At 58.5% G+C, this 26014-nt stretch carries 18 protein-coding genes; 7 read left to right on the top strand and 11 right to left on the bottom strand.

The features are described 5' to 3' along the window. The first annotated feature begins 107 nt into the window (after positions 1–107). The 3 genes from istA to KFK14_RS22030 all read left to right on the top strand — a co-directional run bounded on the left by istA (position 108) and on the right by KFK14_RS22030 (position 4101). Entirely contained in the window at positions 108–1598 is a 1491-nt protein-coding gene (gene istA, locus KFK14_RS22040) for an IS21 family transposase (protein WP_081261070.1), read from the top strand. After that, complete coding sequence (gene istB / locus KFK14_RS22035) at positions 1595–2362, top strand: IS21-like element helper ATPase IstB (protein WP_212609136.1); 768 nt, start codon at positions 1595–1597, stop codon at positions 2360–2362. The genes istA and istB overlap by 4 nt, the downstream gene beginning before the upstream one ends. Positions 2363–2460: 98 nt before the next feature. After that, positions 2461–4101 (top strand): asparagine synthase-related protein, encoded by a 1641-nt coding sequence (locus tag KFK14_RS22030; protein ID WP_212609135.1) that lies wholly within the window; start codon positions 2461–2463, stop codon positions 4099–4101. Here the strand turns inward: KFK14_RS22030 and KFK14_RS22025 are convergent. The 5 genes from KFK14_RS22025 to rpoZ form a co-directional block, all read right to left on the bottom strand. Then, positions 4038–6167 carry an Atxe2 family lasso peptide isopeptidase gene (locus KFK14_RS22025; protein ID WP_212609134.1) on the bottom strand — a complete coding sequence of 710 codons (2130 nt, stop codon included), beginning with the start codon at positions 6165–6167 and terminating at the stop codon, positions 4038–4040. The two genes, KFK14_RS22030 and KFK14_RS22025, sit on opposite strands and share 64 nt — an antisense overlap. A 35-nt stretch (positions 6168–6202) precedes the next feature. Continuing rightward, complete coding sequence (locus tag KFK14_RS22020) at positions 6203–8791, bottom strand: TonB-dependent receptor domain-containing protein (protein ID WP_212609133.1); 2589 nt, start codon at positions 8789–8791, stop codon at positions 6203–6205. Positions 8792–9051: 260 nt separating this feature from the next. Then, the gene (locus KFK14_RS22015) at positions 9052–10098 is read right to left on the bottom strand and encodes a FecR family protein (RefSeq protein WP_212609132.1); all 1047 of its coding nucleotides are present in this window, start codon (positions 10096–10098) and stop codon (positions 9052–9054) included. Continuing rightward, complete coding sequence (locus tag KFK14_RS22010; RefSeq protein WP_212609131.1) at positions 10095–10643, bottom strand: RNA polymerase sigma factor; 549 nt, start codon at positions 10641–10643, stop codon at positions 10095–10097. Before KFK14_RS22010 ends, KFK14_RS22015 begins: the two co-directional genes overlap by 4 nt. 512 nt (positions 10644–11155) lie before the next feature. Further along, positions 11156–11500 (bottom strand): DNA-directed RNA polymerase subunit omega, encoded by a 345-nt coding sequence (gene rpoZ / locus KFK14_RS22005; protein ID WP_070156559.1) that lies wholly within the window; start codon positions 11498–11500, stop codon positions 11156–11158. A gap of 136 nt (positions 11501–11636) precedes the next feature. Between rpoZ and KFK14_RS22000 the strand changes: the two genes are divergently transcribed. Next, on the top strand, positions 11637–12842 hold the full coding sequence (locus KFK14_RS22000; RefSeq protein ID WP_212609130.1) for a phospholipase D-like domain-containing protein: 1206 nt from the start codon (positions 11637–11639) through the stop codon (positions 12840–12842). Between the two features lie 17 nt (positions 12843–12859). On the opposite strand, the gene KFK14_RS21995 is transcribed toward KFK14_RS22000, so the two are convergent. Both KFK14_RS21995 and KFK14_RS21990 read right to left on the bottom strand, forming a co-directional pair. Next, positions 12860–13507: a class I SAM-dependent methyltransferase gene (locus KFK14_RS21995; RefSeq protein WP_212609129.1), complete on the bottom strand. Its 648-nt coding sequence runs from the start codon at positions 13505–13507 to the stop codon at positions 12860–12862. Positions 13508–13635: 128 nt separating this feature from the next. After that, a complete protein-coding gene (locus KFK14_RS21990; RefSeq protein ID WP_212609128.1) occupies positions 13636–15933 on the bottom strand; it encodes a CDC48 family AAA ATPase in 2298 nt (765 codons plus the stop codon). A 365-nt stretch (positions 15934–16298) separates the two neighbouring features. On the opposite strand from KFK14_RS21990, the gene KFK14_RS21985 reads away from it, so the two are divergent. Together KFK14_RS21985 and KFK14_RS21980 are read left to right on the top strand one after the other, a co-directional pair. Further along, positions 16299–17177, top strand: a complete 879-nt coding sequence (locus tag KFK14_RS21985; protein ID WP_070156556.1) for a LysR substrate-binding domain-containing protein — start codon at positions 16299–16301, stop codon at positions 17175–17177. Between the two features lie 54 nt (positions 17178–17231). After that, complete coding sequence (locus KFK14_RS21980) at positions 17232–18392, top strand: GGDEF domain-containing protein (protein WP_425516639.1); 1161 nt, start codon at positions 17232–17234, stop codon at positions 18390–18392. Positions 18393–18398: 6 nt separating this feature from the next. Here the strand turns inward: KFK14_RS21980 and KFK14_RS21975 are convergent, their stop codons facing one another. The 4 genes from KFK14_RS21975 to KFK14_RS21960 form a co-directional block, all read right to left on the bottom strand. Next, positions 18399–19070: a glutathione S-transferase family protein gene (locus KFK14_RS21975; RefSeq protein WP_212609127.1), complete on the bottom strand. Its 672-nt coding sequence runs from the start codon at positions 19068–19070 to the stop codon at positions 18399–18401. A gap of 98 nt (positions 19071–19168) precedes the next feature. Beyond that, positions 19169–22276 carry an efflux RND transporter permease subunit gene (locus tag KFK14_RS21970; RefSeq protein WP_212609126.1) on the bottom strand — a complete coding sequence of 1036 codons (3108 nt, stop codon included), beginning with the start codon at positions 22274–22276 and terminating at the stop codon, positions 19169–19171. After that, on the bottom strand, positions 22273–23361 hold the full coding sequence (locus KFK14_RS21965; RefSeq protein ID WP_212609125.1) for an efflux RND transporter periplasmic adaptor subunit: 1089 nt from the start codon (positions 23359–23361) through the stop codon (positions 22273–22275). The genes KFK14_RS21970 and KFK14_RS21965 overlap by 4 nt, the downstream gene beginning before the upstream one ends. Before the next feature lie 78 nt (positions 23362–23439). Beyond that, entirely contained in the window at positions 23440–24057 is a 618-nt protein-coding gene (locus tag KFK14_RS21960) for a TetR/AcrR family transcriptional regulator (protein ID WP_212609124.1), read from the bottom strand. 83 nt (positions 24058–24140) lie between these two features. Between KFK14_RS21960 and KFK14_RS21955 the strand changes: the two genes are divergently transcribed. Beyond that, positions 24141–25580, top strand: coding sequence for an efflux transporter outer membrane subunit (locus tag KFK14_RS21955; RefSeq protein WP_212609123.1), 1440 nt, complete (start codon positions 24141–24143; stop codon positions 25578–25580). Positions 25581–26014: the final 434 nt, after the last annotated feature.

The raw sequence follows: 26014 nt of genomic DNA, 5'->3' as shown, positions 1-26014 counted from the left end.
AAATTAGACCACGGTAGCGGCGGCGAAGTGCTGCTGCGGGCGGCGTAAAAGTCGTCCACTTTTTCCCTTTTCGCGATGCTGGCGAGGAGGGATGAGGGATTTACACCGTGGAACTTTACCTGAAGGTTCGTCTTGCCTGCGCGGGCGGCATGAGCGCCCGGGCGGCAGCGAAGCATTTCAACATATCGCGCGACACGGTCCGCAAGATGCTGTCGTATTCCGAGCCGCCCGGTTACCGTCGCAGCGCCCCGGTGCGGCGACCGAAGCTGGAAGCGTTCATACCGATCATCGACGGCTGGCTGGATGGGGACCGGTCGGTCCCGCGCAAGCAGCGCCATACGGCGAAGCGTGTGTTCGATCGCCTTCGCGAAGAGCATGGCTTCACCGGAGGCTACACGATCATCAAGGATTACATCCGGGATCGGGATCAGCGCAGCCGGGAGATGTTCGTGCCGCTGGCACACGCACCCGGCCATGGGCAGGCAGATTTTGGAGAAGCTCTGGTCGAGATCGGCGGGGTGGAGCAGAAGGCGCACTTCTTCGTGCTCGATCTGCCGCACAGCGACGCCTGCTACGTACGCGCCTATCCGGCTGCCGTTGCCGAGGCCTGGATGGACGGCCATGTCCACGCCTTTGCGTTCTTCGGCGCGGTGCCGCTGTCGATCGTCTACGACAACGACCGCTGCCTGGTCTCGAAGATCCTGCCTGACGGGACGCGGCTGCGCGCGAGGCTGTTCAGCGCCTTCCTGTCGCACTACCTGATCCGTGATCGTTACGGCCGCCCCGGCAAGGGTAACGATAAGGGCGGCGTTGAAGGTCTTGTCGGCTATTGCCGGCGCAACTTCATGGTGCCGATCCCCCGGTTCCCGACATGGGAGGCGTTCAACCTGTGGCTCGAGGAGCAATGCCGCAAACGGCAGAACGACCGGCTGCGGGGCGAGAGTGAGACGATTGGCGAGAGGCTGCGGCGCGATCTGGCGGCGATGCAGGAACTGCCGGCTTCCCCCTTCGAGGCCTGTGACCAGACCAGCGGCCAGGTCTCATCGCAGGCGCTGGTGCGTTACCGGACCAACGATTACTCGGTGCCGGTGCGCTTCGGCCACCAGGAGGTGTGGATCAGGGGCTATGTCGACGAGGTGGTGATCGGTTGCCGGGGCGAGATCATTGCCCGCCATGTGCGCAGCTACGAGCGCGAGGATGTGATCTTCGATCCGATCCATTACCTTCCCCTGATCGAACAGAAGATCAATGCCCTCGATCAGGCCGCACCATTGCAGGGCTGGGACCTGCCCGAGGTATTTACAACGCTGCGCCGGCTGATGGAGACGCGCATGGGCAAGCATGGCCGGCGCGAATATGTGCAGGTACTGCGCCTGCTGGAGAGCTTCGCTCTGGCCGATCTGCATGGCGCGGTGAAGCAGGCCCTTGATATGGGCGCGATCGGCTTCGATGCGGTGAAGCATCTCCTGTTATGCCGGGTGGAGCGCCGCCCGCCCCGACTGGACATGGCGATCTATCCCTACCTGCCCAGGGCCAGAGTGGAGACAACATCGGCGCGCTCGTACATGCGGCTGTTGACCGGCGGAGCAGCGGCATGAGCAGCCAAGCTCCCGAACTGCTGCTCGCCAGCCACCTCAAGGCGCTCAAGCTGCCAACCTTCCTGCGCGAGCATGACAAGCTGGCCCGGCAATGCGCAGCAGAGGGCGTAGATCATGTCCGCTACCTTGCTCGGCTTGTCGAACTGGAACTGATCGACCGGGAACGCCGGATGGTCGAGCGCCGGATCAAGGCCGCGCGGTTCCCGGCCGCCAAGAGCCTCGACAGCTTCGACTTTGCCGCCATTCCGAAGCTCAACAAGATGCAGGTGCTCGAACTGGCGCGTTGTGACTGGATTACCCGTCGCGAGAACGTCATCGCCCTTGGCCCGTCGGGGACCGGCAAGACCCATGTCGCGATCGGTCTTGGCCTGGCGGCCTGCCAGAAGGGCCTGACGGTCGGGTTCATCACTGCTTCCGCGCTGGTCAGCGAGATGATGGAGGCACGCGACGAACGCCGCCTACTGCGCTTACACAAGCAGATGACCGGCTATAAGCTTCTCATCATCGATGAGCTGGGGTTCGTGCCCCTCTCCAAAACCGGCGCGGAACTGCTGTTCGAGCTGATCTCACAGCGCTACGAACGCGGCTCGACGCTGATCACCAGCAACCTGCCGTTCGACGAATGGACCGAGACGTTCGGTTCCGAGCGCCTGACAGGCGCGCTCCTCGACCGGCTCACCCACCACGTCAGCATCCTCGAGATGAACGGCGAGAGCTATCGCCTGGCCCAGAGCCAGGCACGCAAAGCACGTCCCAACCCCTGACAGAAACGGCAATCCGGGTGTTGGCGACCCCCGCTCGGGCTACGCCCTCCCGGCGCTCGCCAACACCCGGATCAAGTGGCCTGGTTTTGCTCCGCCCAATGGACGACTTTTACGCCGCCGTTGACATTTTCGCCAAGCCGCATTTCGCCAAGCCTGCGCGAGAAGAAGCGCAGTGGTTTACGAAAGTCTATACGCAAAAGGGCTTTCCTGGCCTGCTCCGATCATGCTGGGGCGCCTATGTCGCGTTCTTGGATGATTCATGTGGAGGACGATTAGAGGTTCTTTGCAGCCCGCTGGGTAATCTGCCATGTTATAAATTGCTGACACCCTGGGGCGCTATCTTCGGATCAGACCCGGATATTTTGGTGTCTATGGGACATCTGGTACCCGCCGTCGATTTTCAAATGGTTGATGCCCAACTGCGCTTCCGGACGTTGCGGTCGCCGAGAACAGCACTGCGTTATCTGGAAGAACTTCCGGGTGGGTGCGCTTGGCAGCTGGGAGATCCTGAAACAGTCACGGATATCTGGTCTCCTTGGACCTTTACAGCGACCCCGAGGCAGCTCAGCCAGCCCCCTGTACAAGCGCTTGCAGAGGTAGTTCGCTATTGCGTTGAAACATGGGCCAATCAGCTTGGCAAGCTACTGCTCAGTCTTTCAGGTGGTCTTGATTCTTCGGTCGTTGCGGCATGCCTTAAAGGAACGCGAAGCGATGTGAACACAGTCAACCTCCACGACGGGACGCCGGCTAGCGACGAGCGCGTTTACGCGCATGCTGTGATGAATAAATGCTTGGGAAGTGTGCTAACTGATTTGCAGTATGACATGGAGGCCGTAGATATCAACATATCGAGCGCTCGTATGCTGCCACGGCCGTGCGGAAGCGCCTTGGCGCAAGGCGTGAATGGCGCACGCCATCGTCTTGCAACCGAACTAAATTGCCCTGCGATATTCACAGGCTTCGGTGGAGACGGTGTATTTTGTTATTTAACTTCGGCGTCCCCGATCGTGGACCGCATCCGATCCGATGGCCTTACTGCTGGCCTAAGCGAAACCCTTACGGATATTTGCACGATGACGGGCTGCACCGTCATTGAGGGCCTCATACATGCAGGACTAAAGGTCCTGAGTCCCAATCGGCGTCGATATTATTCTCCAGATCTGTCCTTCTTGACGACAGATCGCCGAACGCAATTGGCAGTGGTTCCGCACCACCCATGGATAGAGGCACCAAGAGGGCAGTTGCCCGGAAAGATCGCCCATGTCGGCATGATCGCCGAAATGCTCAACGGCCTTGATAGTTTTGCGCGTGACGAAGCGCTTGTCGATATCGCGCCGCTTATGTCGCAGCCGGTTGTCGAACTATGTTTGGCCATTCCGACGTGGATGTGGTGCCGAGGGGGCGTTGACCGGATAATGATACGTGAGTCCTTCCAAGAGGCGCTCCCGGCCGAAATCATTTCGCGGACCTGGAAAGGGGGACCGGACGGCTTGGCTGGCGCGCTTTTTGAAAGGAATAGGGAAGGGCTAAGCCTTCTGTTCCGAAACAGCCTCCTGGTATCCCACGGCATTATTGATGAAAAATCGGTTCTCGCGCGGCTTGAAGATAGCATGCCGGTGCGAGCGGGCGAGAATTTACGCCTGCTCGAGCTGGCTGACGCTGAATGCTGGGCGCGTCACTGGTCTGACCGGGGAACGCTCTCGCCCTCAGCAGCGGGTAAAGCCGCTGCTGGCATTTGACGGCGCAAGTCACGCCATCTCGCATATTCTGCAGCCCGAATAGGATTATTGTGTTCTTTACCCAGGAGCCAGAAATCGAACCAGTCAAGGCTGCGTTCGTAAATAGCGAGCCGGTGTGCGGGTTGCCATTTGACATGATATTCGTCCGGGAAAACATACATTTCGGTTGGACGTCTTTGTTCGCGTAACGCTGTGTAGCTCTCAATCGCACAGATATATTCGTGATCCGCGAGTTGCATGAGAATGGGTGCAGTAATTTTCTTGGCGTTCATGATGAGGGACATGGGTTTTGTCCGATCCCAGTCAGGCTCAGATAGTGGCGGATACTGGTATCTACCTGAATGATCAGCCGATTTTGGCCCTACTAACGTTAGCGCCGAAACATAGTCACCGCAGTTGGTCCCGAGAGCAGCAGCTGAGAACCGGTTGCTGTTGATCAGCGCAAAGCGCGTTCCTGACGATCCATCGCTAAACCCTGTTATGCCAATATGTCGTTCATCCACGAGATTTCGTCGAGCAATGAGATCTATGCCAGAAAGGAGAGATGAGAGAACATTCCGTTTATCCGCCCAATTCGCGACGTTATACCGTTCGAAATCGGCATAGGTGGTAAATGATCGGTCATAAGCGATCTCTCTGGGCCGATTGAAACTTAGAACGGCGTATCCGCGGTCAGCAAACATCTGGATTGGGAATTCGTCGCCGGTCCCGCCCCGAAGGAAGCCGCGCGATTCATATTGCACTATGATCAGTGGGTGCTGTTGTCCTGGCTTATGATCGGCGGGGAGAACTAGATCACCGAATATCTCGGCACCTGCCGCGTTCTTCCAAACCAATCGTTCGACCTTACCAAGTTGGATCAATGAAAATTGTGGGTTTGGGTCAAAGATCGAGAGCATCCTGCCCGTACTGATTTCGATGGAGATCAGTCGCCGAGGCTGGGTTGAAGCTTCATGTGCGCATAACAGTGTCGCACGCCAACTCTGACATCCAATAAGCAAATCTTCGGTGCGGAAGAGCGACTTTGGCGCTCCATCGCCAGGGCGCCACTGATATAGGCCGGTGCGGCTTTCTGCAGGACCTTCGCGACGGAGGAAGAGCACATCCTTACCGTCCTGCGTCCACCATATATTGAGGAGCCGAGATCGGCATTCCGGATAATCGCACGCCAGCTCCCGCCCGTCTGCGAGTTTCACATGGAGGGCCATAGGAGAAAGGATAAAATCTGAATTAACCGGAGCTAGCCAGGCAACATCACGGTCTTGGTTTGTAATTGAAATATAAGCCGTATTAGGTGCTCCAGCCTCTACCGATTGGGCGCTGCTGAGCAGCTGACGATCCCCGTCTGTTGCATCGATGATTGTCATGCCATCCGAGCTGACACGATAATATCCCCGAGCTATTGGAGCCGCGATAAAGGGTTTGCTATCGTCAGTAGGAAGAAAACGGTCTCCATAGACATACCCCCTTTTTCCTTCTTCTTCCCGCGCGGCAAGCACCGGTGCGAGCCCGTCATTTCGGCTAAAGATGAGGCTCCTGCCATCGGCGGCCCAGCGAAAGCTTAGGACGTCGATTTTTCCAAAAGTAATTTGGTGGGCGCGGTCCCCACCGATGCCTGCCCGCCAAATTTGGGTTACGCCATGATCACGGCGTAGATAGGCGATGGATTTGCTGTCAGGCGACCATTGGGGTACGACAGGCTGTGGCAGCCCCACCTGCGCAAGTGCCAAACCCTCATAATCATAGACCTCAGGGATCCAGTCGCCACCAATGTCCAAATATTCAGCTGGTCGCGATCCGCTGAGAGTTATCACCACCAAGGCAATGCAATAGTCATTGCTAGCGGTCCTCGCTCGCCTAATTTGCAGTGCTGCAAAACGTCCATCGGGTGAAACGGAAAATGGGCTATCGGTGCCTGAGCCGTTATCCGGACTTCCAAAGTCGCGTAGCTCGATGAGGTCTTGCGCTTGTATCGTCTTTTTTACCATTGCGGCCGGATTTTGATCGGACTGTATATCAGAACAATCCCTGGCGGCGGCACTGATGGAGAGTGAAGCGACGGTCATCGCAAAAAGCGCCGCTGCGCGACAAAGAAAAGGCATCACCAATGCTTCGCAATTGTGAGGCTGATTGTTCGGCCAAGCGGAGATTGATTTACTGAGTCATAGGGAGCTACTCCGAAAGAATACGGCCGGAGACGGGCTGGGGCATCATTAAGGAAATTTGAGATCGCGAGGGAGGCCTCTATATTTCCCAACGCCGTTCCGTCTTTAGGAATAGCATAAGTGGCACTGAAATCGACGGTGGCTTGATCGTCAACTTTGAGAATTGGCGTCGATATATTGTCTTTGACGCTTCCTATATAATTGACGAATGTACCGAGAGCGAGGTCGCCATTGCGCCATACAGCGCCCATATTGGCGCGCCAGTGAGGTGGCCGATAGATTGTGCCGGCGAGCGGAACAGCATCCTGTCCGGGAGCGAGTTTCTGGCGTGATCTGAGATATGTCACCGAGCCTGTAAGATCGATAGAGCCATAGTCGGTTCGTGCGAAGTGTAGCTGGAAAGACCCATCAATGCCCTGGATGGTTTGTGATGTCGCATTGACATATCGATCATCGATAAGAGCCACGACTTGAGCAGGGTCAAAGGCAGCATCGGAATAATTGATCAGACCCGCTGCAGACCGAGCGATTGCGGCATCCATTTCCGCGTTGGTGGGAGCATAAGTAATATATTCGGCATATTCGGGCAGAAAGGCTTGGGATAAACGGAACGGCTCTGCAACTCTATCGCGGTAGGCAATATGAAAGTAGCTGATCTCCAGATAGCTGCCTTCGAGGAATTTGGGAGACCATTTTGCCGTTGTCGTCCAAGTAGTTGCCTTCTCAGGCCTCAGTGACCGGTTCCCGCCATAAAGGTATAGAAAATTGGCGGAGGCGGGATAGCCTGTGGTAAGCAAGCTCATGGGAGCTAGCACGGCTGGCTGGTCGCGAAACAGTTGAAATAGGGCTGGTGTCTTGAACGACTTGCCCCAACTTGCCTTGAGTTCGATACCGTCGATGGGCGCATATACGATACCGGCTTTTGGCGTCGTGACGGTTTTTAGGCCGTTATATTTTTCATGCCGCACGGCGCCGCTGAAAGAGAGGCTATTAAAGCCCTCTATATCCATTGACTGCGACACCAGCGGTACGAATAGTTCGCCATAGACTGCGTAGCTGTCTTGGCTGGCGAGAGAGATTGTGGGCGCAAATCCCACTGTCTGGGTAAGTTGATCAAGATCTAGTCGTCGATAGCCGCCCCCTGCAGCAAGGCCGATAGCACCGCCGGGCAAAGTCATCAGCGGCCCCTCGGCTCCCACCTCGACAACCTTCGTGGAATTTTTGAACCGCGAGATTGAAGCGTAGTTTTGCTCGCCATCCAAATAAAATTCGCTGTAGCCGCTGGAAAGCTCATTCCCATAGACACCATTCACAGTAGCCTTCCAGTCAGAGCCGATGGTCAAGGCTAGTCCTGGCGATAATGTGTAGGATCTCGTCCGCTGATCGTTGATGTAGCCGTAAAATGTAGCGCTGGTTTCTGGATTCAATGGATATTGCATGTCGTTTGATCGGCGGACGCTATATAGAGCATCGAAATTGGCCGTAATATTTGAGCTTATCTGCTGATGTCCGCTCAAAACAGCGCCGCGATACTGCATGTCAGGGTATAGAGTGTAGGAGCCGTCAAAGCCTTGTGTATAGGCTCTCTGCCGCGCCAGAATGGCGCCGCTATTTGCCAAGTCGCCTGTGATAATGAAACCACCGTTGGCCCAAGTTTGGCCAGCCACGGCAGTTAGTTGCTTCTGAACATAACCACCTTCAGTCGCGGCGCCAAAGCGCGCGGTGGTGGTGAGGCCGTCATAATCCTTTCTCAGAATGACATTCGCTACGCCGCCGACAGCATCAGAACCATACAGGGCAGAAGCGCCATCAGCGACAATCTCTAGACGTTCCACTGCCGCTATGGGAATTTCAGTGATATCTACGGCTTGCCGGATGGAATTATAAGCGAGGCGCTTGCCGTTGACGAGGGTTAGGGTGGCATCTTGTCCGAGTCCGCGGAGATTTAACGCAGTACCGGAGTTGACATTTGAGCTCCCGAAATTCTCGGCCCCGGACGCAATAGTTGGACCTTGGCCACCGTTAAAATTTTGTGGGATAGAGCGTATGACGTCGCCGAAACTATATTGCCCGGCCTCTTGCATGTCTCGTCTCGTTCGCACTGTAACTGGCGAGGCAATCGAAGCGCCGCGGATACGCGATCCGGTGACGATTATTGCGGTGTCATTTCCCGTCTGGCGTGACGCTACTTCGCCCGACGGTGTCTCTCGCCCCCGTATAAGCACTATATCGTCGCGAAATTCGGCTACCAGGCCACTTCCTCGGAGCAGAAATTTGATCGCTTCGTCAGCGCTGAATGTGCCCTGTAAAGTCGGGGCAATCTTGCCGTCGAGCGCCTCCGAAGGAGCGATGATTTCTCGCCCTGACTGTTTTCCAACTTGCCTAAGAGCTGAGCTTAAGTCCTGATTGGCTATATCGTATATATTTTTTCTATCTGCAGGTTTTTCAGCATAGGCTATGGAGGAAAACGCCGTCAGCGCTAGCGTCGAGATATGGATACATTGTTTGAATCGCTGCAAGTTCATAGTCGTTCCCCTTTGCTCGCGTGAAGCGCTGATGGGGAGAAAGGCGTCTGGAAACGCAGAATACGGGGTCGTGTCGAAAATTTTTTATTAGACATCCCAATTGAGCACGGGGCCAAGAGATGTAAAATCCAATCCACATCTTTAACGCTCTTAATCAAATCCTTCCCTAGATGTCGCATCGGCGCCTTGCGCGCATGATATTCTCTGGTTAACCACCCGTAATGGCGCCAGCTATTAAGATGACGGATAATATGAGAATGCTAAAGATCCAAAAGAAGAATTTCTCCTGGGATGCTTCGATCCAACTTCAGGTCAAATATTTCTGCCAGTCTCTGAGCTGCTAATAGCGGATCGTTGATACGGAATGTACCCGAAACCTTGAGATTCGCTATGTGAGGTGCGCCAATCACCAATTTTATCGACCCATGGTGGTTCACCATTTCAACAACGTCCAGAAGCTTTGTATCATTGAAATCTACAAGCCCTGTTGGCCAATCACTGATAGTATGGGCGGTCTGCATCATTGCCAGCATATGCGGGCCGCCTGATCTGACGGTCGCACTTTGTCCTGGTCTGAGTTGCAATATGTGAGGAAAACCCTTGGTCTGAATAGTATTTGCTGAGACATCTACTTTGCCCCGCAACAGATGAACCATAACATTGTCAGTCTTATTTAGCCAAACATCGAAGATTGTTCCCCGCGCAGTCACCGCTGCAGCACCGGCAAGGACAACGAATGATCGATGTTCATGGAAGACTTCGAATCGGGCCCGTCCGCGCTCAAGCCGCAAACGCCGCGCGTGGCTATCATATGCAGTGGTGACAAGGCTGTCGGTGTCCAGCGTTAGTTTTGAGCCATCGGAAAGCGTGAAGGTGCGGATTTCGCCGAGATGAGTTGCGAATTGTTTATCCAGCGTTGCCCCCGCAACTGCCCCATTACTGGCTAGCTTGGCCGAATTCTTAGGCAAGCTCTTTGGATCAGTTGGCATAATTGCAATCCAGCCCCACCAGACGAGCACCGCAGCGACGATTGCGACGAGCAGTGATGCCGGAGCTAAGAAATTAGAGGCGCGCTTATCATCAGCCAAATTGGATGACGGTTCGTCCGCTAACCTTTTCCCCAGGTTAAAAACTTCCGCAATGCGGTTGTAGGCCGCCATATGAACTGCGCCTCGCTTGCGCCACGCATCAAATTCGGTCTGATATAGATCCGCATCCGGCCCACGCATACGAGCAAACCAGATAGACGCCTCTTCCAGCAACTGACCCTGGCTTGTTCTTTCTGGTGGCGTTCTCTTCTCACTCATTCCTGATCCAATGCTCGGGTGATATGGAGCAGTGCTTTCCCGATATGCCATTCAACGGTGCGTACGCTGATGTCCAACTCTGAAGCTATTTCTTTGTAACTTTTTTCTTGAACACGGTGGAGGAGAAAGATTTCGCGAGTTCTAGGCGCTAGCGCATCGAGCGCGCCAAGATACTGTCGCATCATATCTTCTGCTTCGATCGCGTGGGTTTGTGTTGCTGGCAAGCCAATGTCGGGTTGATCTTCAAATGAGATGGAAAAAAGATCGGAACGTCTCTTTCGCTTCCGCGATAGGTCGCTGAATTTATTCCTGATAAGGCGACTAAGGAGTGCGCGAGGTTCCGAGATGTGATGGTTTCTGCCATAGGCGATAAGCAGAACGAATAGATCCTGCACAAAATCTCGGGCTTCATCTGGTCCCCCGAGGCGTTGCCGAAATAGGCGGGTGAGCCGGGGTGTTTCCAATTTATATATGTGCTCGAGCGTATCGTTGCAGCAATCGGGTGGGAGAGGCTGCAATGCCAAGGGCAGATCGCTTTCATCCACGGAAGCGGTCCTGAGCGCTAATTGGTACAGGGATTGCCTCTGATGTGAGGCGCTGCATGGTGTTGGTAGGGAGCGACATGCCGTTTTCCAGACAAGCCAGCATGCATTACATCTCAAAAAATGAGAGAAAGCTTGCGAGGGATGCCGCCGTTCGAGTGTCCGCCAAGTCGGCGGCTCTCTTTAAAACCGGTTCGGCCACCCGTCCTTCTAGGAACGGATGCATATGATGCCTGGCAGGAAAATCCTGCAGGACGACTGCCGACAAATCTCGTCCTGCCGGAGAAATTTGCCCTATCTAGAAACTCAGTTCAAGAGGCCGCTGCCAAAATTATCTTAATATGTTTGCATCGCCGAGACTTTGGCCTGGCCGAATGAGGCAGCGCGCTGGCGCCGCAACACCAATGCCGCCGCATGGTCTAAAAAGTTCTGATGAGGCATTGGAAAAGACCCGGCTGCCTCGCGGCCGCCGGGTCCTCCGTCCTCTCCTGAAAGACTGTGTCTATGCGGCTGTTTCAGCCGTCATAGTCCCCGCCGATATTCTGGTTCCGCGGGGGTGCTGCTGCGGTCAGGCGCAGTGCTTCTGCCGACTGGCTGATCGAACCGATCTCGTCGGGCGTATCGTCGTCGTCGATCTGGACCTTCTGCAGAGTGCCAACCAGCGCATCGTGCAGGTCGTCCGGCAATATGGTCTCATCCGCGATCTCGCGCAGGGCGACAACCGGGTTTTTGTCACGATCACGATCAATGGTGAGTTCGGCGCCGCCCGAAATCTCCCGCGCACGCTGGGCGGCAAGCAGGACGAGATCAAAACGGTTGGTGACCTTGTCGACACAATCTTCGACGGTAACGCGGGCCATCGGGCCTCCTGAATTGGACTATGCGATGAAAGGGCTTGCGCCTAGCAGGGGGCCTCGCTCATGTCAATGCAAAGGCTCCCTGCAGGGCTTGCGAAAGCTCTGGCCAGTCTGGCACAAACCCGCCACCATGGCAGCTATGGCGAGCAGGACCGCAGAAGAACCGCGCAGGCAGGATGGAGACCATATCGCCTGCACCATCAACGGCAATCATCTAACAATCCTGGAAAGCGGCCCCACGTTGCGCGAGACGCTGATCGCGCTGATCGACGGAGCCGAGCATAGCCTGAAAATCTGCTATTACATCTTCGACAGTGACGCGAGTGGACGGCTTGTCCTGGCCCGGCTTATCCGCGCCGTGCGGCGGGGCGTGCAGGTTTCGCTCATGGTCGACGCCTTTGGCGGCAGCGGCGCGAAAGGCGGATTTTTCGACAGCTTTGTTGAAGCGGGCGGCCGCTTCGCCTGGTTTGGCGCGCGCCGCTCCACCCGCTATCTTATCCGCAATCATCAGAAGCTGGTGATTGCGGATGATGCGCGTCTGCTCATGGGTGGCTTCAACGTCGCGGATTCCTATTTCGGTATTCCGCCGGACGATTGCTGGCATGATCTCGGCCTGTGGCTTGAGGGGCCGGAAGTTGAGGCCATGGTCCGCTGGTATGGGCAGCTCTGGCGCTGGGTGGCGGGACGGAAGCAGAAATTCGGCACGTTGCGGGCGATGGTGCGGCGGTGGCATCCGGTCACCGATCATGATCCCGCCAATCCTTTCCGCTGGCTTATCGGAGGACCGACCCAGCGGCTCAGCCCATGGGCGAAGGTGGTCAAGCATGATCTGGAGCATGGCCGCCGGCTCGACATGATAGAGGCCTATTTCTCGCCGGGGCAGGGCATGCTGCGCCGTCTCTGGCGGCTTGCGAAGCGCGGGGACGCCCGCCTTGTGATGGCGGCTAAGTCGGACAATGGCGCAACCGTCGCCGCCGCCCGCCTGCTATACGGCCCTTTGCTGAAACGGGGCGCGCAAATCTACGAATATCAGCCGTGCAAGCTGCATATGAAGCTGATCGTGATCGATGATGCCCTCTTCATCGGATCGGCCAATTTCGACATGCGCAGCCTTTTCGTGAATCTGGAGCTGATGCTGCGGATCGAGGATGCCGCCCTTGCGGAGCGGATGCGCGGCTTTGTCGGGCGGCAGATTGCGGACAGCCGGCATATCACGCCGGAGGTTCAGGCGGCGCGGAGTGGATTTCTGACCCTTGCCAAGGGGTGGATCAGCTATTTCCTGGTCGGTTTCCTGGACTATACGGTAACGCGCCGGTTGAATTTCCGCCGCCGCCCCGATGATTAATGGCTCGAGCGCAGGTCTCAGGCGGCTTTAGCCAAAGCTTCTTCCTTATAGGACCAGAAGATGCGGCAAGGCGGGATATTGAGCCACTCAAAGCCCTGCTCGACGCGCGCGAAACAGGGATAGAGGATTTTGCGCATATAGTTGGAATATTGATAAACCAGGAATGCGCCGCCAGGCCGCAGAGCGGCCTCGGTCTCGGCAGCGATGAGTTCCCCGACGCCGCTGGGCAGCGTGGAGAAAGGCAATCCCGACAGAATATAGTCCGCCTCGGTAAAGCCATGCTCCGCGATGATTTTTCGCACATCAGCCGCCGAACCATGCACCGCGCGGAAGCGGACATCGGCAATGTCTGCATTCAAGTAGCGCACGAAATCCCGATTCGTATCGATCGAGAGCAGCATCGCGTCCGGCCGCAGCATTTCTAGAACTGGCCGGGTGAAGGTGCCTACGCCGGGACCATATTCCACGAACAGACGGGCGCTGCTCCAGTCCACTGGGGCGAGTGTTGCTCGAACCAGCGCCGGGGATGACGGTATCACCGATCCGATCATCGCGGGATGCTTTACAAACTCCCGGAAGAAAGTCGACATGGGTGTCAGACTGCGGATAGCGCGGGCCAGCGGATGGTTGGCTTTCCTCAGTTTTTTCAGTTCAACGGTCGCCATTCGGTTCCTGCCCGGAGTCACGTGAGGCTGGGCGTCGCAAAAATGTCGTCAAGTTGCAAGACGGCTTTTCCGCAACGCACCAATGGAGCGACGGGCTGGGCAGTTCATAGGTTATCATCCAGCGGGTTTCAGGGCACTTTGGGACCACGCGATGTCAGCATCCCTGGCGACACAAACCCGATGGAAGCCGCCTCGAAAACCGATTGCTTCAATTTGGCCTGAATAGCCTCATATTCGGCTTCTGTTTCCGGCGTCACTGAAGCACGCGTCTCCAGCAGGGCCTTCTCGAAATGCCCTTGATCGATCTTTTCGACCTTCAAGGATTCGCGCAGGGCAAAAAGACCCGCCCGGCGGACAAGATCCTCTAAATCGGCTCCTGTAAAGCGCTCGGTCCTTTCCGCCAGGCTGTCGAGGTCAACATCGTCGGCTAGAGGCATTTTTCCTGTGTGGATCTTCAGGATGCGTCGCCGGCCCTCCTTGTCGGGCACCGGGACATAGATAAGTTCGTCGAAACGTCCGGGGCGGAGCAGCGCCGGATCGACCAATGTCGGCCGGTTCGTCGCACCGATGACCACCACTGACTGTAGTTCCTCCAGCCCGTCCATCTCTGCCAGGATGGTGTTCACGACCCGTTCCGTCACCTGCGGTTCGCCCATGCCGTTCCCACGCGCAGGAACCAGGCTGTCGAGCTCATCGATGAAGATCACCGTTGGGGCGACCTGTCGCGCACGGGCGAACAGCCGTGCGATCTGCTGCTCGCTCTCGCCATACCATTTGGACAAAAGGTCGCTTGACTTGGTGGCGATGAAATTCGCCTGCGCCTCTCGCGCCACCGCTTTGGCGAGCAATGTCTTGCCAGTGCCAGGCGGTCCGTACAGCAGAAAGCCCTTCGCCGGACGGATGCCAATACGCCGGAAAGCGTCCGGGTCTTTCAGCGGTAGTTCCACGCCTTCCTTGAGGCGCATCTGCGCATCGTCGAGGCCGCCAATATCATCCCAACCAATGTTGGGTGCCTGCACCATGACCTCGCGCATCGCGGACGGCTGCACGCGCTTGATGGCGGCAAGGAAATCCTCGCGCGTGACCATGAGCTCTTCCAGCACGTCCGCCGGGATCGTGCCGTCTTCCAGATTGAGACGAGGCATGAAGCGTCGCACTGCTTCAATCGCCGCCTCACGTGTCAAGGCGGCAAGATCAGCGCCGACAAAGCCGTATGTCGTGCGTGCCAGTTCCGACAAGTCGACCTTGTCCCCCAACGGCATGCCCCTCGTGTGAATACCCAATATCTCACGACGCCCGCGTTCATCAGGTACGCCGACGATGATTTCGCGGTCGAATCGGCCAGGACGGCGTAATGCTTCGTCAATGGCTTCCGGTCGATTGGTGGCCGCGATGACGACAAGGTTCGTTCTTGCCTCCAACCCGTCCATCAGCGTCAGCAGTTGCGCGACAAGGCGCTTCTCGGTTTCGCCCTGCACCTGTCCGCGCTTGGGTGCGATTGAATCGATTTCGTCTATGAACAGGATCGACGGAGAAGCCTTCGTGGCCTCTTCGAAAATCTCGCGCAGCTTCTTTTCCGATTCGCCATAGGCAGACCCCATGATCTCCGGACCGTTGATCAGGAAAAATTCCGCATCGCTTTCGTTGGCGACCGCGCGGGCGAGGCGGGTCTTGCCGGTGCCCGGCGGGCCATGCAGCAGGACGCCACGGGGCGGATCGACACCAAGGCGCTGGAACAGTTCAGGATAGCGCAGCGGCAGCTCGACCATCTCCCGCAACTGGTCGATGGTCTCCGCCATGCCGCCGACATCATCATAAGTGACGTCCGCGCGGCGGGATTCCTTGGGTTCTTCATATTCGGCGCGCAGTTCGACCTCTGTATCGGCATCGATCGTTACAATGCCTTTAGGAGAGGTCGAAACAACGGCGAGCCGGATTTCCTGCAGCGCGTAGGCAGGGGCGGCGAGCATCTGCCGCAGGTTGGCCGGCATATCACCCCGGTCTACCTGCTGCTGTCCCGCGGTGGCGACGACATCGCCCGCAGTCAGGGGGCGTTCGAAGAACACCCGCTTCAATGCTTCGGGATTACCCTGCAGGCGCAGATTCTGCTGAGCAGGGGCAAAGACGACCCGTTGTGCCGCGCGGGGCTCAATCCGGCTGATCTGTACGAAATCGCCAGAGCCGACTCCGGCATTGGCGCGCTGGAGACCATCTAGCCGCAGCACATCCAGCCCCTCATCCTCCTTATAGGGGCGAACGACTCGCGCAGGCGTTGAGCGCTTGCCGACGATTTCGATGGCATCGCCCTCTGAAACCCCAAGCTCTGCCATGACAGTCTGCGGCAAACGCGCCAATCCGCGCCCGGCATCCTCTGGCCTGGCGTTGGCAACTTGTATCCTGCGTCCGGCTGTTTCCTGGTCGGCCATTGCATCCTCTATCATATCCAGGCCGTTTCGCCTGTATGGAGAAGATAGGTTGCGCAATCGGTTGGTGGAACCCCCGTACGTTATGTCCCGAAAATTCCGGACATATGCTTTGGCACAAAAAAAGGGCCGACCCGAAGGTCAGCCCGTGAAAGTTTATAGGAGAGGATGCCTGAAAGGCCTCCTCTATGTGCGCTGCAACCGTATTTATTGCAAGTGCGAAGTGATTTGCGCCGGTTGCAAAAATTGCATCTTGAAATATCCGCTCTTTTCTGGCTTCTTTGACGGAGGATGTCTGGATATGCTGGCTGCATGGTCAGCATGTCAAAATGTTGCGTTGCAACAGGTGTTGGCCCGGATAAGAGCATATGCGACGGTTGCCGCCCCTTACGGCCCTTGAGGCCTTCGTGCAGGTCGCACGTCTCGGCTCGGTGAAAGCTGCTGCTGAGGAGCTTGCTCTATCGACTCCAGCGCTGAGTCGGCGTGTACAGGCGCTCGAGCGTTTTCTTGGTAAAGCCTTGTTCGATCGCAAGCATCAGGCGATGGAAATCAATGCAGACGGGCAACGGCTGCTGGACGATATCGCACCTGCGTTGGACGCGATGTCAGTGGCACTGGAAGATATTCAGAGCGGCGGCAACCAGATGCGGCTGCGTTTGGCAGTGCAACCTCTGTTTGCTAGCCAGAGATTGTTCCCACTGTTACCGGAACTGCGCAAATTGCATCCCAGCCTTCATCTGGACATTGAAACCACGCCACATGCCATTGCACGCCTCGGCGAAGGGTTGGACGCTGCCATTGTGCTGGGTAAGGAAGCTGATCCATCGCTCTATTCCCATGAACTAGATCATGATGAGGTCTATTTGATTGGTGCGCGTTCGCTGGCGGAGGGGGCGGATGCGATAACGCGGCCAGAACAGCTTGCCGGACATACCATCCTCTTGCATCGCGAAATGTCTGGAAGCTTCGACGCGTGGAAGGAAGCGATCGGGATGCCTGATCTGCAGCCCGCAGCGATCGACAATTATGATTCAGGGCCATTGATGCTTGAAGCCGCAGCCCAAGGACTGGGTGTGGCGGTGATGCATGCCAGCCATTTTACGCAGGCTAAGGACCCTCGTTTAACCCAATTGCTGACGATTCCAGTGAAAAGTCCATATCACTATTTCTTCGTGTGTCGGCCGCGCGCTCTGCAGAACCGTGCAGTCCGCATATTCCATGATTGGCTGCTCGCATCGGACATCTGATCGCATTTATGATTTTTTCCGCCTTAACCTAAATCGTGACGAAATCGATCCGTTTTGATGGGTATGGAAAACGGGACCACATTATCTGTAGCGCAGCACGGCTTGACCGATCGGCTCACACGCTGGGCGCGGCGCTTGTCGACGCACGAAGATCCGGTGGCCGAAACATCGGAGCGGGAGGCGACCAAGCGGCCGTTCAGCCGCGAAATCGAGCGCCGGAAGCAGCTCTATAATGACATAGGATCTTTCCTTTTTTCCCATGATCTCGATCTGACACCGCTTAATTTTGGGCTGGTGCACGATTATCTGACCGGGGCAGACCACGGGATCGAGAAAGCCGTCGGCGCCATACTGCAGACGCGCGGAAAGATTACTAATGGCTGGATCGAGGGTCTCATCGCCGAACGGCAAAAGGATGAGGTAACTCCTGAGTCTCTCGCTGACATGCTGGACAAGGTTGAGGACAACCTGTCGCAATTTACTGACCTGATGGATCAGTCGCGCAGCTCAGCAAAGGATTATGGCGCAGCCCTGCAGGAACAGGTTAAGGACATGTCCGAAGCCGAAAAGGACCAGCCGGTCCTTGCCAAGCTGATCGGGCTGACTCGCGCAATGGTGGAAAAGAGCCGTCAGGTTGAAACCCAGATGCGCGACAGCCAGAAGCAGACACAGATGCTCCAGCAAAGCCTGGAGACAGCGCGCCGTGCGGCAGAGCATGACCATTTGACCGGTTTACCCAATCGTCGGGCCTTCGAAGCGCGGATGAAAGAAGAAACGCTGCAGGCACAGGCGGCGCAAGAGGCGCTCAGCGTTGTTTTTTGCGACATCGATCATTTCAAACTGGTCAATGACACCCACGGCCATGATACGGGCGACCGTGTTTTGAAATTCGTTGCCAACCTGCTGTCAGGCATATCGTGCGAAAGATGCCATGTGGCACGGCATGGCGGCGAGGAATTCGTCATGCTCTTTCGCGGCAAGACGGCGGCGGAGGTTTGCACGATCGTAGATGGCGCGCGCGAAGACTTGTCCCAACGCAGTTTGGTCAATCGCTCGACCGGTCAGCGGATGGAGAAGGTCACTTTCTCCGCCGGTGTCGCCAATGTGTTCGCCTATGACGATCCTCGTGACGCCCTGAAGGCGGCTGACCGGGCGCTGTACCTTGCCAAGGAGCATGGCCGCAATCGCGTCTACATGGCGGCCGACGCCGAATAGCCGCCTTTAAAAGTCGGGCTTCTCATAATGTGCGGGTGGAGCGATGACTTCCATCCGCTCTGACAGGAGCGGACGGAAGGACGGGCGGGATTTGAAGCCCGCATACCAGCGCTTCACCGGTTCATGGCTCGACCAGTCTATGCCGCCGAGATAATCTGCGACGGATACATGCGCCGCCGCCGCGATATCAGCCAGACTCATTGTCCCCCCAGCCATCCAACTGCGATGGTCGAGCAGATAGTCCATATAGTCCATGTGCGTATTGGCGCGTTTCATGGCCTCGCGTAGAATACGGGCATCGGGGGGAGCGCGTTCGACCAACCGCTTCTTCATCCGCTCGTGCAGCAACGGCGCGACGATATCGCCGTAAAAACTTTGATCGAAGAATGCGACGAGCCTGCGGATCTCCGCCCGGCCAGCGGCCGTGCCGGATATCAGCGGAAACCGTTCTACCGTCTCCTCAAAATATTCGCATATCGCCTGGCTGTCGATGAGGGTCGCGTTGGTATCCTCATCGACCATGACGGGCGTCGTGCCGGCCGGGTTGAGGTCCAGAAACTCATCCCGCATCTGCCACGGCGATTCCCGGATAAGGTCATAGGCCACCCCCTTCTCGCCCAGCAGCAGCCGGACCTTGCGAGAAAAGGGACAAAGCGGGAATTGGTACAGTTGCCACATGCACGCATCTGTTAGGCGCGGATGCGCCGGTGGGGAAGTGGGCCAGATGAATTTCTCGATGAGACGGGTAAATCACTCCTAAACCCCGCGTTCCCGATTCAGTCCAGCGCTGGCTTCCAAGTCGCCGGGCGCGGGGCATTGTCCATCTGGCCGTCTTCCACCGGTTTGATCCGGAACCAGATCGCGTAGAGCGCCGGCAGGAATACGAGGGTTAGCGCAGTCCCGCCGATCGTCCCGCCAATCAGGGTGAAGGCCAGCGAACCCCAGAAGACGGAGAAGGTCAGCGGTATGAAGGCCAGCACCGCCGCCAGCGCCGTCAGGATCACCGGCCTTGACCGCTGTACCGTGGCCTCGACCACCGCATGATAGGGGTCCAGCCCGTCCATCTGGTTCTGGTGGATTTGCCCGACCAGGATCAGCGTATTGCGCATGATGATCCCCGCCAGCGCAATGAGCGCCAGGATCGCGTTGAACCCGAACGGCTGGTTGAAGATCAGCAGTGTCGGCACCACGCCCACCAGCGCCAGCGGCGCAGTCAGGAGCACCATGGCCATGGCCGAGAGCGAGCGGACCTGGAAGATGATCACCACCATCATCAGCACGATCATCATCGGGAACACCGCCGCCAGCGCGACATTCGCCTTGCCCGCTTCTTCCAAAGCGGCGGCGGTCTCGATCTTGTAGCCTGCAGGCAGCGCGTCGACGATCGGCTTGATATCCCTGATGACCTGCACGGCGATGTCCGGCGGCTGGAATCCTTCGCCTATGTCGCCGCGCACGGTGATCGTCGTGTAGCGGTCGCGGCGGCGCAGGATCGGGTCCTCCATCCGGATTTCGGCTTTGCCGATCTGATCGATCGGCACATGCTGTCCCTGCGCACCGGTTAGCGTGAAGCCATGCAGTCTGGCGGGATCGAGGCGGTCGCTTCCGGCGCTGCGGGCCACGACTTCGACCGTGCGTATATCTTCCCGCACCTGAGTCACCGGGGCGCCCGTCAGCAGAAACTGGAGCTGTTCGGCGGCGTCGTGCGAGCTTAGGCCGATCGCGCGCAAACGGTCTTGATTGAGCACGAAATGGACAGTCGGCACGCGCTCGCCCCAATCCGTGTTGACCTGCCGCATTGACGTATTCCTGAGCATCACACCGCGCACCTCCTCGGCAATGGCGCGCACTTTCGCTTGATCCGGCCCCATCACGCGGAATGCCACGGGGAAGGGGGAATAGGGACCGAACACGATCTGCGTGGCCCGAATGCGGGCTTCGGGCACGAGTCCCTGCGCCGCGGCTTCACGCACGCGGCGCTTGAGCGCCTCCCGCTCTTTTTCCCCCGGCGTCAGAATGACGATCTTGGCGAAGGAGGGGTCGGGCAATTCCGGAGAGATGGCGAGATAGAAGCGCGGCGCGCCCTGACCGACATAAGTGGTGACGATCTTCGCCTCGGGCTGTTTCTTCAGCCACGCCTCGACCTTGGCCGCCGCCGCGCTGGTTGCCTCGATGCTGCTGCCTTCGGGCATCTGCACTTCCACAAACACTTCGGGCCGGTCGGAGATCGGAAAGAACTGCTGCTTGACGAAACCCATGAAGAACAGCGCAACCAGCAGCGCGGCAAGCACGGACAGGGCAACTTTCTTCCGGTTATCGACGGTCCAGCCGATCACCGAACGAAGCTGGCGATAGCGCGGCGTGTCGTAGATTGCGCCGTGCCCGCTGGACACCGGCTTGATGTCGGGTAGCAGCTTGACGCCCAGATAGGGCGTGAAGATCACGGCCACGACCCATGATGTGATCAGCGCGAAGCCGACCACCCAGAAGATATTGCCCGCATATTCGCCCGCGCTCGACTTGGCGAAGCCGACCGGCATCAGGCCGATGGTCGTTACCAGTGTGCCGGCGAGCATCGGCGCAGCCGTATGACCCCAAGCATAGGTGGCGGCCGCGATCCGGTCCAGGCCTTCCTCCATCTTCACCACCATGGTCTCGATGATGATGATGGCGTCGTCGACCAGAAGGCCGAGGGACAATATGAGGGCGCCCAGCGTGATGCGGTCGAAATCCCGTCCGGAGGCGAGCATGATGACGAACACGCCCGCCAGGGTCAGCGGCACGGCCATGGCGACCACGATACCGGTGCGCCAGCCCAGGCTGATCAGGCTCACGGCAATGACGACCGCCAAAGCCACGAAGAACTTCAGCATGAATTCGTCATAGGCTTCCTCGATATTTACCGCCTGATCAGTGATCTTGGTAAAGCTGAGGCCGAGCGGCATTTCCGCCGTGATCGCCGAAGCCTCCTTCTCCAGCGCCTCGCCAAGCTGAAGCCCGTTATATCGCTCCTTCATCACGACGCCCAGGATCAGCGAGGGCTCGCCGTGATTGCGGATCAGGAATGTCGCGGGGTCTTCGTAACCACGACGGACCTCCGCGATGTCGGATAGCTTGAGCGTGCGGCCGCCGGCGACGATCGGCGTATCCCTGATCTTTTCCAGATCGTTGATCGCGCCATCGAAGCGCACTTGCACGACCGGCCCATTCGTGTCGATCGAGCCGGATGGGGTGACCGCGTTCTGGTTGTCGAGCGCGGCGAAGACCTCGCGCGCTGATACGCCCAGGGTGGCGAGGCGGGCATAGGAGAATTCGACGAAAATGCGTTCCGGCCGTTCGCCAATGATGTTCACTTTCTTGACGCCGGGAACGTGAAGAAGGCGCTGACGGATCTGTTCGGCTTCGCGCACGAGCGCTCGCTGCGGTTCGCCCTTTGCCTTCAGCGCATAGAGGGCGAAGGTCACATCGCCATATTCGTCGTTGACGAACGGTCCCTGCACGCCGCGTGGCAGCCGCGTGGCTTCGTCGCCGAGCTTCTTCCGGGCCTGGTAGAACTCCTCCGGCACCTCCGCTGGCGGCGTCGAATCCTTCAGCGTGACCGTGGTGAAGGCCAGCCCCGGTCGCGTGAAGGTTTCGGACCGTTCATACCATTTGAGTTCCTGCATCCGCTTTTCGAGCGGTTCGGCGACCTGATCCTGCATCTCCTGGGCCGTCGCGCCCGGCCAGGTCGATACGAAGGTCATGGCCTTGATCGTGAAATTGGGGTCCTCGGCGCGGCCGAGATTGAGAAAGGCGTAAAGCCCCGCAAGCGATACCGCGACGATCAGGAACAGGGTGACGGCGCGCTCGCGGACGGCGAGCGCGGAGAGGTTGAACCCGCTCACTTGCTGCGGCCCGGCTGGGAAGCGAGCCGGACGGTCTGCCCCTCATGGAGCATATGCGCGCCAAGCGCGACGAAACGGTCGCCGGCATTGAGCCCGCCGCTGATCGTCGCGGCTTCGTCGCCAAGCGCGGCCAGCTTCACCGCTTGCCAGCGCACCCGCGGCTCCTTGCCGCTGACCACCCAGACCCCGGGGCCACCGCCATTATCATAGATTGCGGCGAGCGGGATCTGGCGCATGGCCTGGCCAGACTTTTCGGCCAGCTCCACGGTCACTGTGGACCCTAATGGCGTTTGCGCAGCCGGACCTTCCAATGTGTAGCGCGCTTCATAGGTGCGCGTCTGCGGATCGGCGGCGTTGGAAAGCTGGCGTAGCCGGGCATTGCCGGACATGTCGCTGCCGAAGGGCACGGCGCGCGCAACGGAGCCGATGGCGGGGCGGATCGTCTCTGGCAGATCGATCACCGCCTCGCGCGCGCCGGAGCGCGCCAGACGGACAACTGTTTGACCGGCGGCGACGACCTGTCCCGGCTCGGCCAACGTCTCCACGACGATGCCATCGGCGTCAGCGACCAGCACCGCATAGCCTGCCTCGTTGCGAGCGACTCCGGCCTGCGCGTTCGCGGCGTTGAGCTGCGCGCGCGCCGCGTCGGCCGCCGCCTTGGCCTGATCATAGGCGGACGCGGAGACCGCTCCGGCGGAAACAAGGTCACGGTAGCGCTTTTCGTCGGCCGCGGTCTGGAGCGCGCGGGCCTTGGCCGCCTCGACCGCGCCCATCTGCGCGGCTGTGGCGAGCGCGAGGTCGGTCCGATCGATCCGCATCAGGGGCTGGCCCCGGCGGACCATCTGGCCGGTATCGACCAGCCGGGCGACGATTTTGCCAGGGACACGGAAACCGAGGTCGCTCTGCACCCGCGCGGAGACGATGCCGGTGAACGCCCGGTCCACATCGCCGGCTGCGGCCGCGGTCGCGACGCGGACCAGGGGCGGCTGTGTGCGCGGATCGGCTTCCGCGCTGCTGCACGCCGACAAGGCGAGGGCAAGGCCGCTGGCAGCAAGCAGGGGCATGAGTATGGCGGGCGTTGACATGGACGTTCTCCGACAAGGATGAGCGGCATGTCGCATCGAGTGACTAATTTGTCAACTGGTCACAAAAGGAAATTTGGCCTAGGGCGCAAGGCTCCGCAGCACGAGGTTCGTGACTTCGTTCGGAGCTTCGGGAAGCAGGTCAAGATTATGCTGCAGCATCATCGGGTTCATGAAGGGCTGCATCACCAGCAAGATGCCGCGGCAGACCTCGTCAATCGGCGTCTTGCGCTCGAACTCGCCTGACTCGCGGCCCTCCAGGATAATCGATTGAAGGATGACCTCAACGCGCTCGCAATAGGCGCGCGACGATGCCCAGTTCTCCATAGTGGATGCGGCAGCGATGTCATAAAGCTTGCGGTCGTCGAAGAAAAGCTCGGCGCTTTGCTCAATAATTGTCTTGAAAAGGCGTCGGAATTTTTCAGTTGGGGTGGAGGATTCAGTCAGAGCTACTCCCACGGCGTCGATGATTACGCCCAGGCATCCGGTGCAGATCGCTTCCCCAATCGCCTGCTTCGACTCGAAGAATTTGTAGATATAGCCCTTGGAGAATCCGATCGCCTTCGCAAGATCGGACACGGTTGTCTTGCCATAGCCATAGCGGCTGAAATGTTCCTTTGCGGCGTCGATGATCGCGTCGCGCTTTTCAGTTTCCGCGGGGCCTCGCTGGCCGGCCGCGACGGTGAGAGTGTCTGTCATTTCCCTCATATAACATTCGAGACTGGCGTTGACAACAAGTGACTAAAACGTATATTGGTCACAAACACGTCACTGAGGCTCATATGCGCGTCCTGCAAAGATCCCTTGTCCTCCTCATGTCCGCCTCCAGTCTTGCGGGTTGCGCCGTTGGGCCGAACTATCATCGTCCGGCCATTGCATCCGCGTCGGCTTATATGGGAAGTCCAGCCGTCGCCGCCCGTTCGCAGGCCGCGCCCATAACAACCGATAGCTGGTGGGCCGGATTTGGCGATCCGGTGCTGAGCGATCTTGTAATGAAGGCTCTCGACCAGAATCTGGATATCGCGCAGGCCGTTGCCCGCGTCAGCCAGGCCAAGGCCTCGCTGCGCGCCGCCGACGCCGCTTTACTTCCATCGGCCAGCGTTTCGGCTTCGGCCGCGACCGCGCATCAGTCGCTCGAAACGCCAACCGGCCGGATGCCGGGCGCAACTCCCGGCTTCGACCGCGACGGACAGCTTTACGACGCCAGTCTGGGCGCTTCATGGGAAATCGACCTGTTCGGCGGCTTGCGGCGCGGCGGCGAAGCTGCGCGCGCGGATTATCAGGCATCACAGGCCGGAGTCGCTGCCGCCCGGCTTTCCGTCGCGGCGCAGGTTGCCGATACCTATATAGTCATTCGCGGTCTCCAGGCCCGGCTTTCCGTTGCAGAGCAGCAGGTGTCGACTCAGCGGCGTCTAGTGGACACCGTCCGCCTGCAATATGACAAGGGCGTCGCCGCCGAGCTGCAACTGCGTCAGGCCGAGGGTGCGCTCACCCAAGTCGAAGCGAGCGTGCCGGTGCTGCGAATCGGTCTGGAGGCGGCGATGAATGCGCTCGACATATTGCTGGGCGCGCAGCCAGGAACCTATCGCCAGACGCTTGCCGCCGTCACGCCCATACCGGACGCGCCGGCGATCGGCGAGACCGGCGCGCCTGCTGATCTGTTGCGTCGCCGGCCGGACCTGATCATCGCCGAACGTAAACTGGCGGCGAGCAACGCCCGGATCGGCGTCGCCGTTTCCGAATATTTCCCCAAATTCTCGATTGGCGGCCTCATCGGTAGCGCCACGACGGTCGCTGGCAACATGTTCACGGGCGTCGCCAACCAGGCGCAGGGCGTGCTTGGACTGCGCTGGCGTTTATTCGATTTCGGCCGCGTCGATGCCGAGATAGCGGCGGCGAAAGGCGCCAATGCTGAGGCGCTGGCGGCTTACCGGCTGGCGGTGCTGCGGGCTTCGGAAGATGTCGAGAACGCCTTCTCTGCTCTGGTGCAGCGCGAGGCGCAGGAAGCGACGCTCGCTCGCGGCGAAATCGCCCTGACGCGCGCGCAGAGCGCATCGCTCGCGGCTTACAAGGGCGGTGTCGTCAGCTTGATCGAGGTGCTCGACGCCGACCGGCGCTTGCTCGACACCCGCGACGCCCGCGTGCAGGCGCAAGCGGAAGCGGCGCGCGCCGCCGTCGCCTCTTTCCGCGCGCTTGGCGGCGGCTGGCAGGGTGCGGCTTGAACCAAGGCATGGTTCCCTTCCTAGGGGGCAGCGCCGCCCTCCGTGGTCAGTCCGGGCCATGTGAAGATTTGACCAGCTTTGCGAGATAAGAATTTCTGAGGCGCTCATAGAGCGACCGAGGCCCTGTAATTCTTTATGGGCAGGAAAATCCTGCTGGCGGAGCGGGAGGGAGCCTTCAATCTCAGCAACAGTTTGAATTAAAGCACAAAAATTTTGTAGTGCTTTTTCAGTCCCACAGTTAGTCCCACAACGTGGCAGAGGGGATGCATTTACCTGACGGGTGAGAGATAAATCATCCTTTAGATCGCGTCATAGCGACATATCATTCCGCTTCTCCTCCGACGAGGTCGTTGAGCGTCTCATGCTCACCATCAAGCGAAATTACCGTCCTAAAGATGGACGGTTTGGAGACAGGTGACAGCGATATGATTGTG

Origin of the sequence: Sphingobium phenoxybenzoativorans (assembly GCF_018286635.1) — a bacterium.
GTDB lineage: Bacteria > Pseudomonadota > Alphaproteobacteria > Sphingomonadales > Sphingomonadaceae > Sphingobium > Sphingobium phenoxybenzoativorans.
This window is presented reverse-complemented; position numbering and strand designations above follow the sequence as displayed.

Excerpts from the sequence above, each read along its gene's own strand:
- KFK14_RS21985 (WP_070156556.1), top strand. The coding sequence starts at position 16,299 with ATGCGACGGTTGCCGCCCCTTACGGCCCTTGAGGCCTTCGTGCAGGTC.
- KFK14_RS22030 (WP_212609135.1), top strand. The coding sequence starts at position 2,461 with ATGGACGACTTTTACGCCGCCGTTGACATTTTCGCCAAGCCGCATTTC.
- KFK14_RS22020 (WP_212609133.1), bottom strand. The coding sequence starts at position 8,791 with ATGAACTTGCAGCGATTCAAACAATGTATCCATATCTCGACGCTAGCG.
- KFK14_RS22000 (WP_212609130.1), top strand. The coding sequence starts at position 11,637 with ATGGCGAGCAGGACCGCAGAAGAACCGCGCAGGCAGGATGGAGACCAT.
- KFK14_RS21960 (WP_212609124.1), bottom strand. The coding sequence starts at position 24,057 with ATGACAGACACTCTCACCGTCGCGGCCGGCCAGCGAGGCCCCGCGGAA.
- KFK14_RS22015 (WP_212609132.1), bottom strand. The coding sequence starts at position 10,098 with ATGAGTGAGAAGAGAACGCCACCAGAAAGAACAAGCCAGGGTCAGTTG.
- KFK14_RS21990 (WP_212609128.1), bottom strand. The coding sequence starts at position 15,933 with ATGGCCGACCAGGAAACAGCCGGACGCAGGATACAAGTTGCCAACGCC.
- KFK14_RS21995 (WP_212609129.1), bottom strand. The coding sequence starts at position 13,507 with ATGGCGACCGTTGAACTGAAAAAACTGAGGAAAGCCAACCATCCGCTG.
- KFK14_RS21965 (WP_212609125.1), bottom strand. The coding sequence starts at position 23,361 with ATGTCAACGCCCGCCATACTCATGCCCCTGCTTGCTGCCAGCGGCCTT.
- istB (WP_212609136.1), top strand. The coding sequence starts at position 1,595 with ATGAGCAGCCAAGCTCCCGAACTGCTGCTCGCCAGCCACCTCAAGGCG.
- KFK14_RS21975 (WP_212609127.1), bottom strand. The coding sequence starts at position 19,070 with ATGTGGCAACTGTACCAATTCCCGCTTTGTCCCTTTTCTCGCAAGGTC.
- KFK14_RS22025 (WP_212609134.1), bottom strand. The coding sequence starts at position 6,167 with ATGACCGTCGCTTCACTCTCCATCAGTGCCGCCGCCAGGGATTGTTCT.
- rpoZ (WP_070156559.1), bottom strand. The coding sequence starts at position 11,500 with ATGGCCCGCGTTACCGTCGAAGATTGTGTCGACAAGGTCACCAACCGT.
- KFK14_RS21955 (WP_212609123.1), top strand. The coding sequence starts at position 24,141 with ATGCGCGTCCTGCAAAGATCCCTTGTCCTCCTCATGTCCGCCTCCAGT.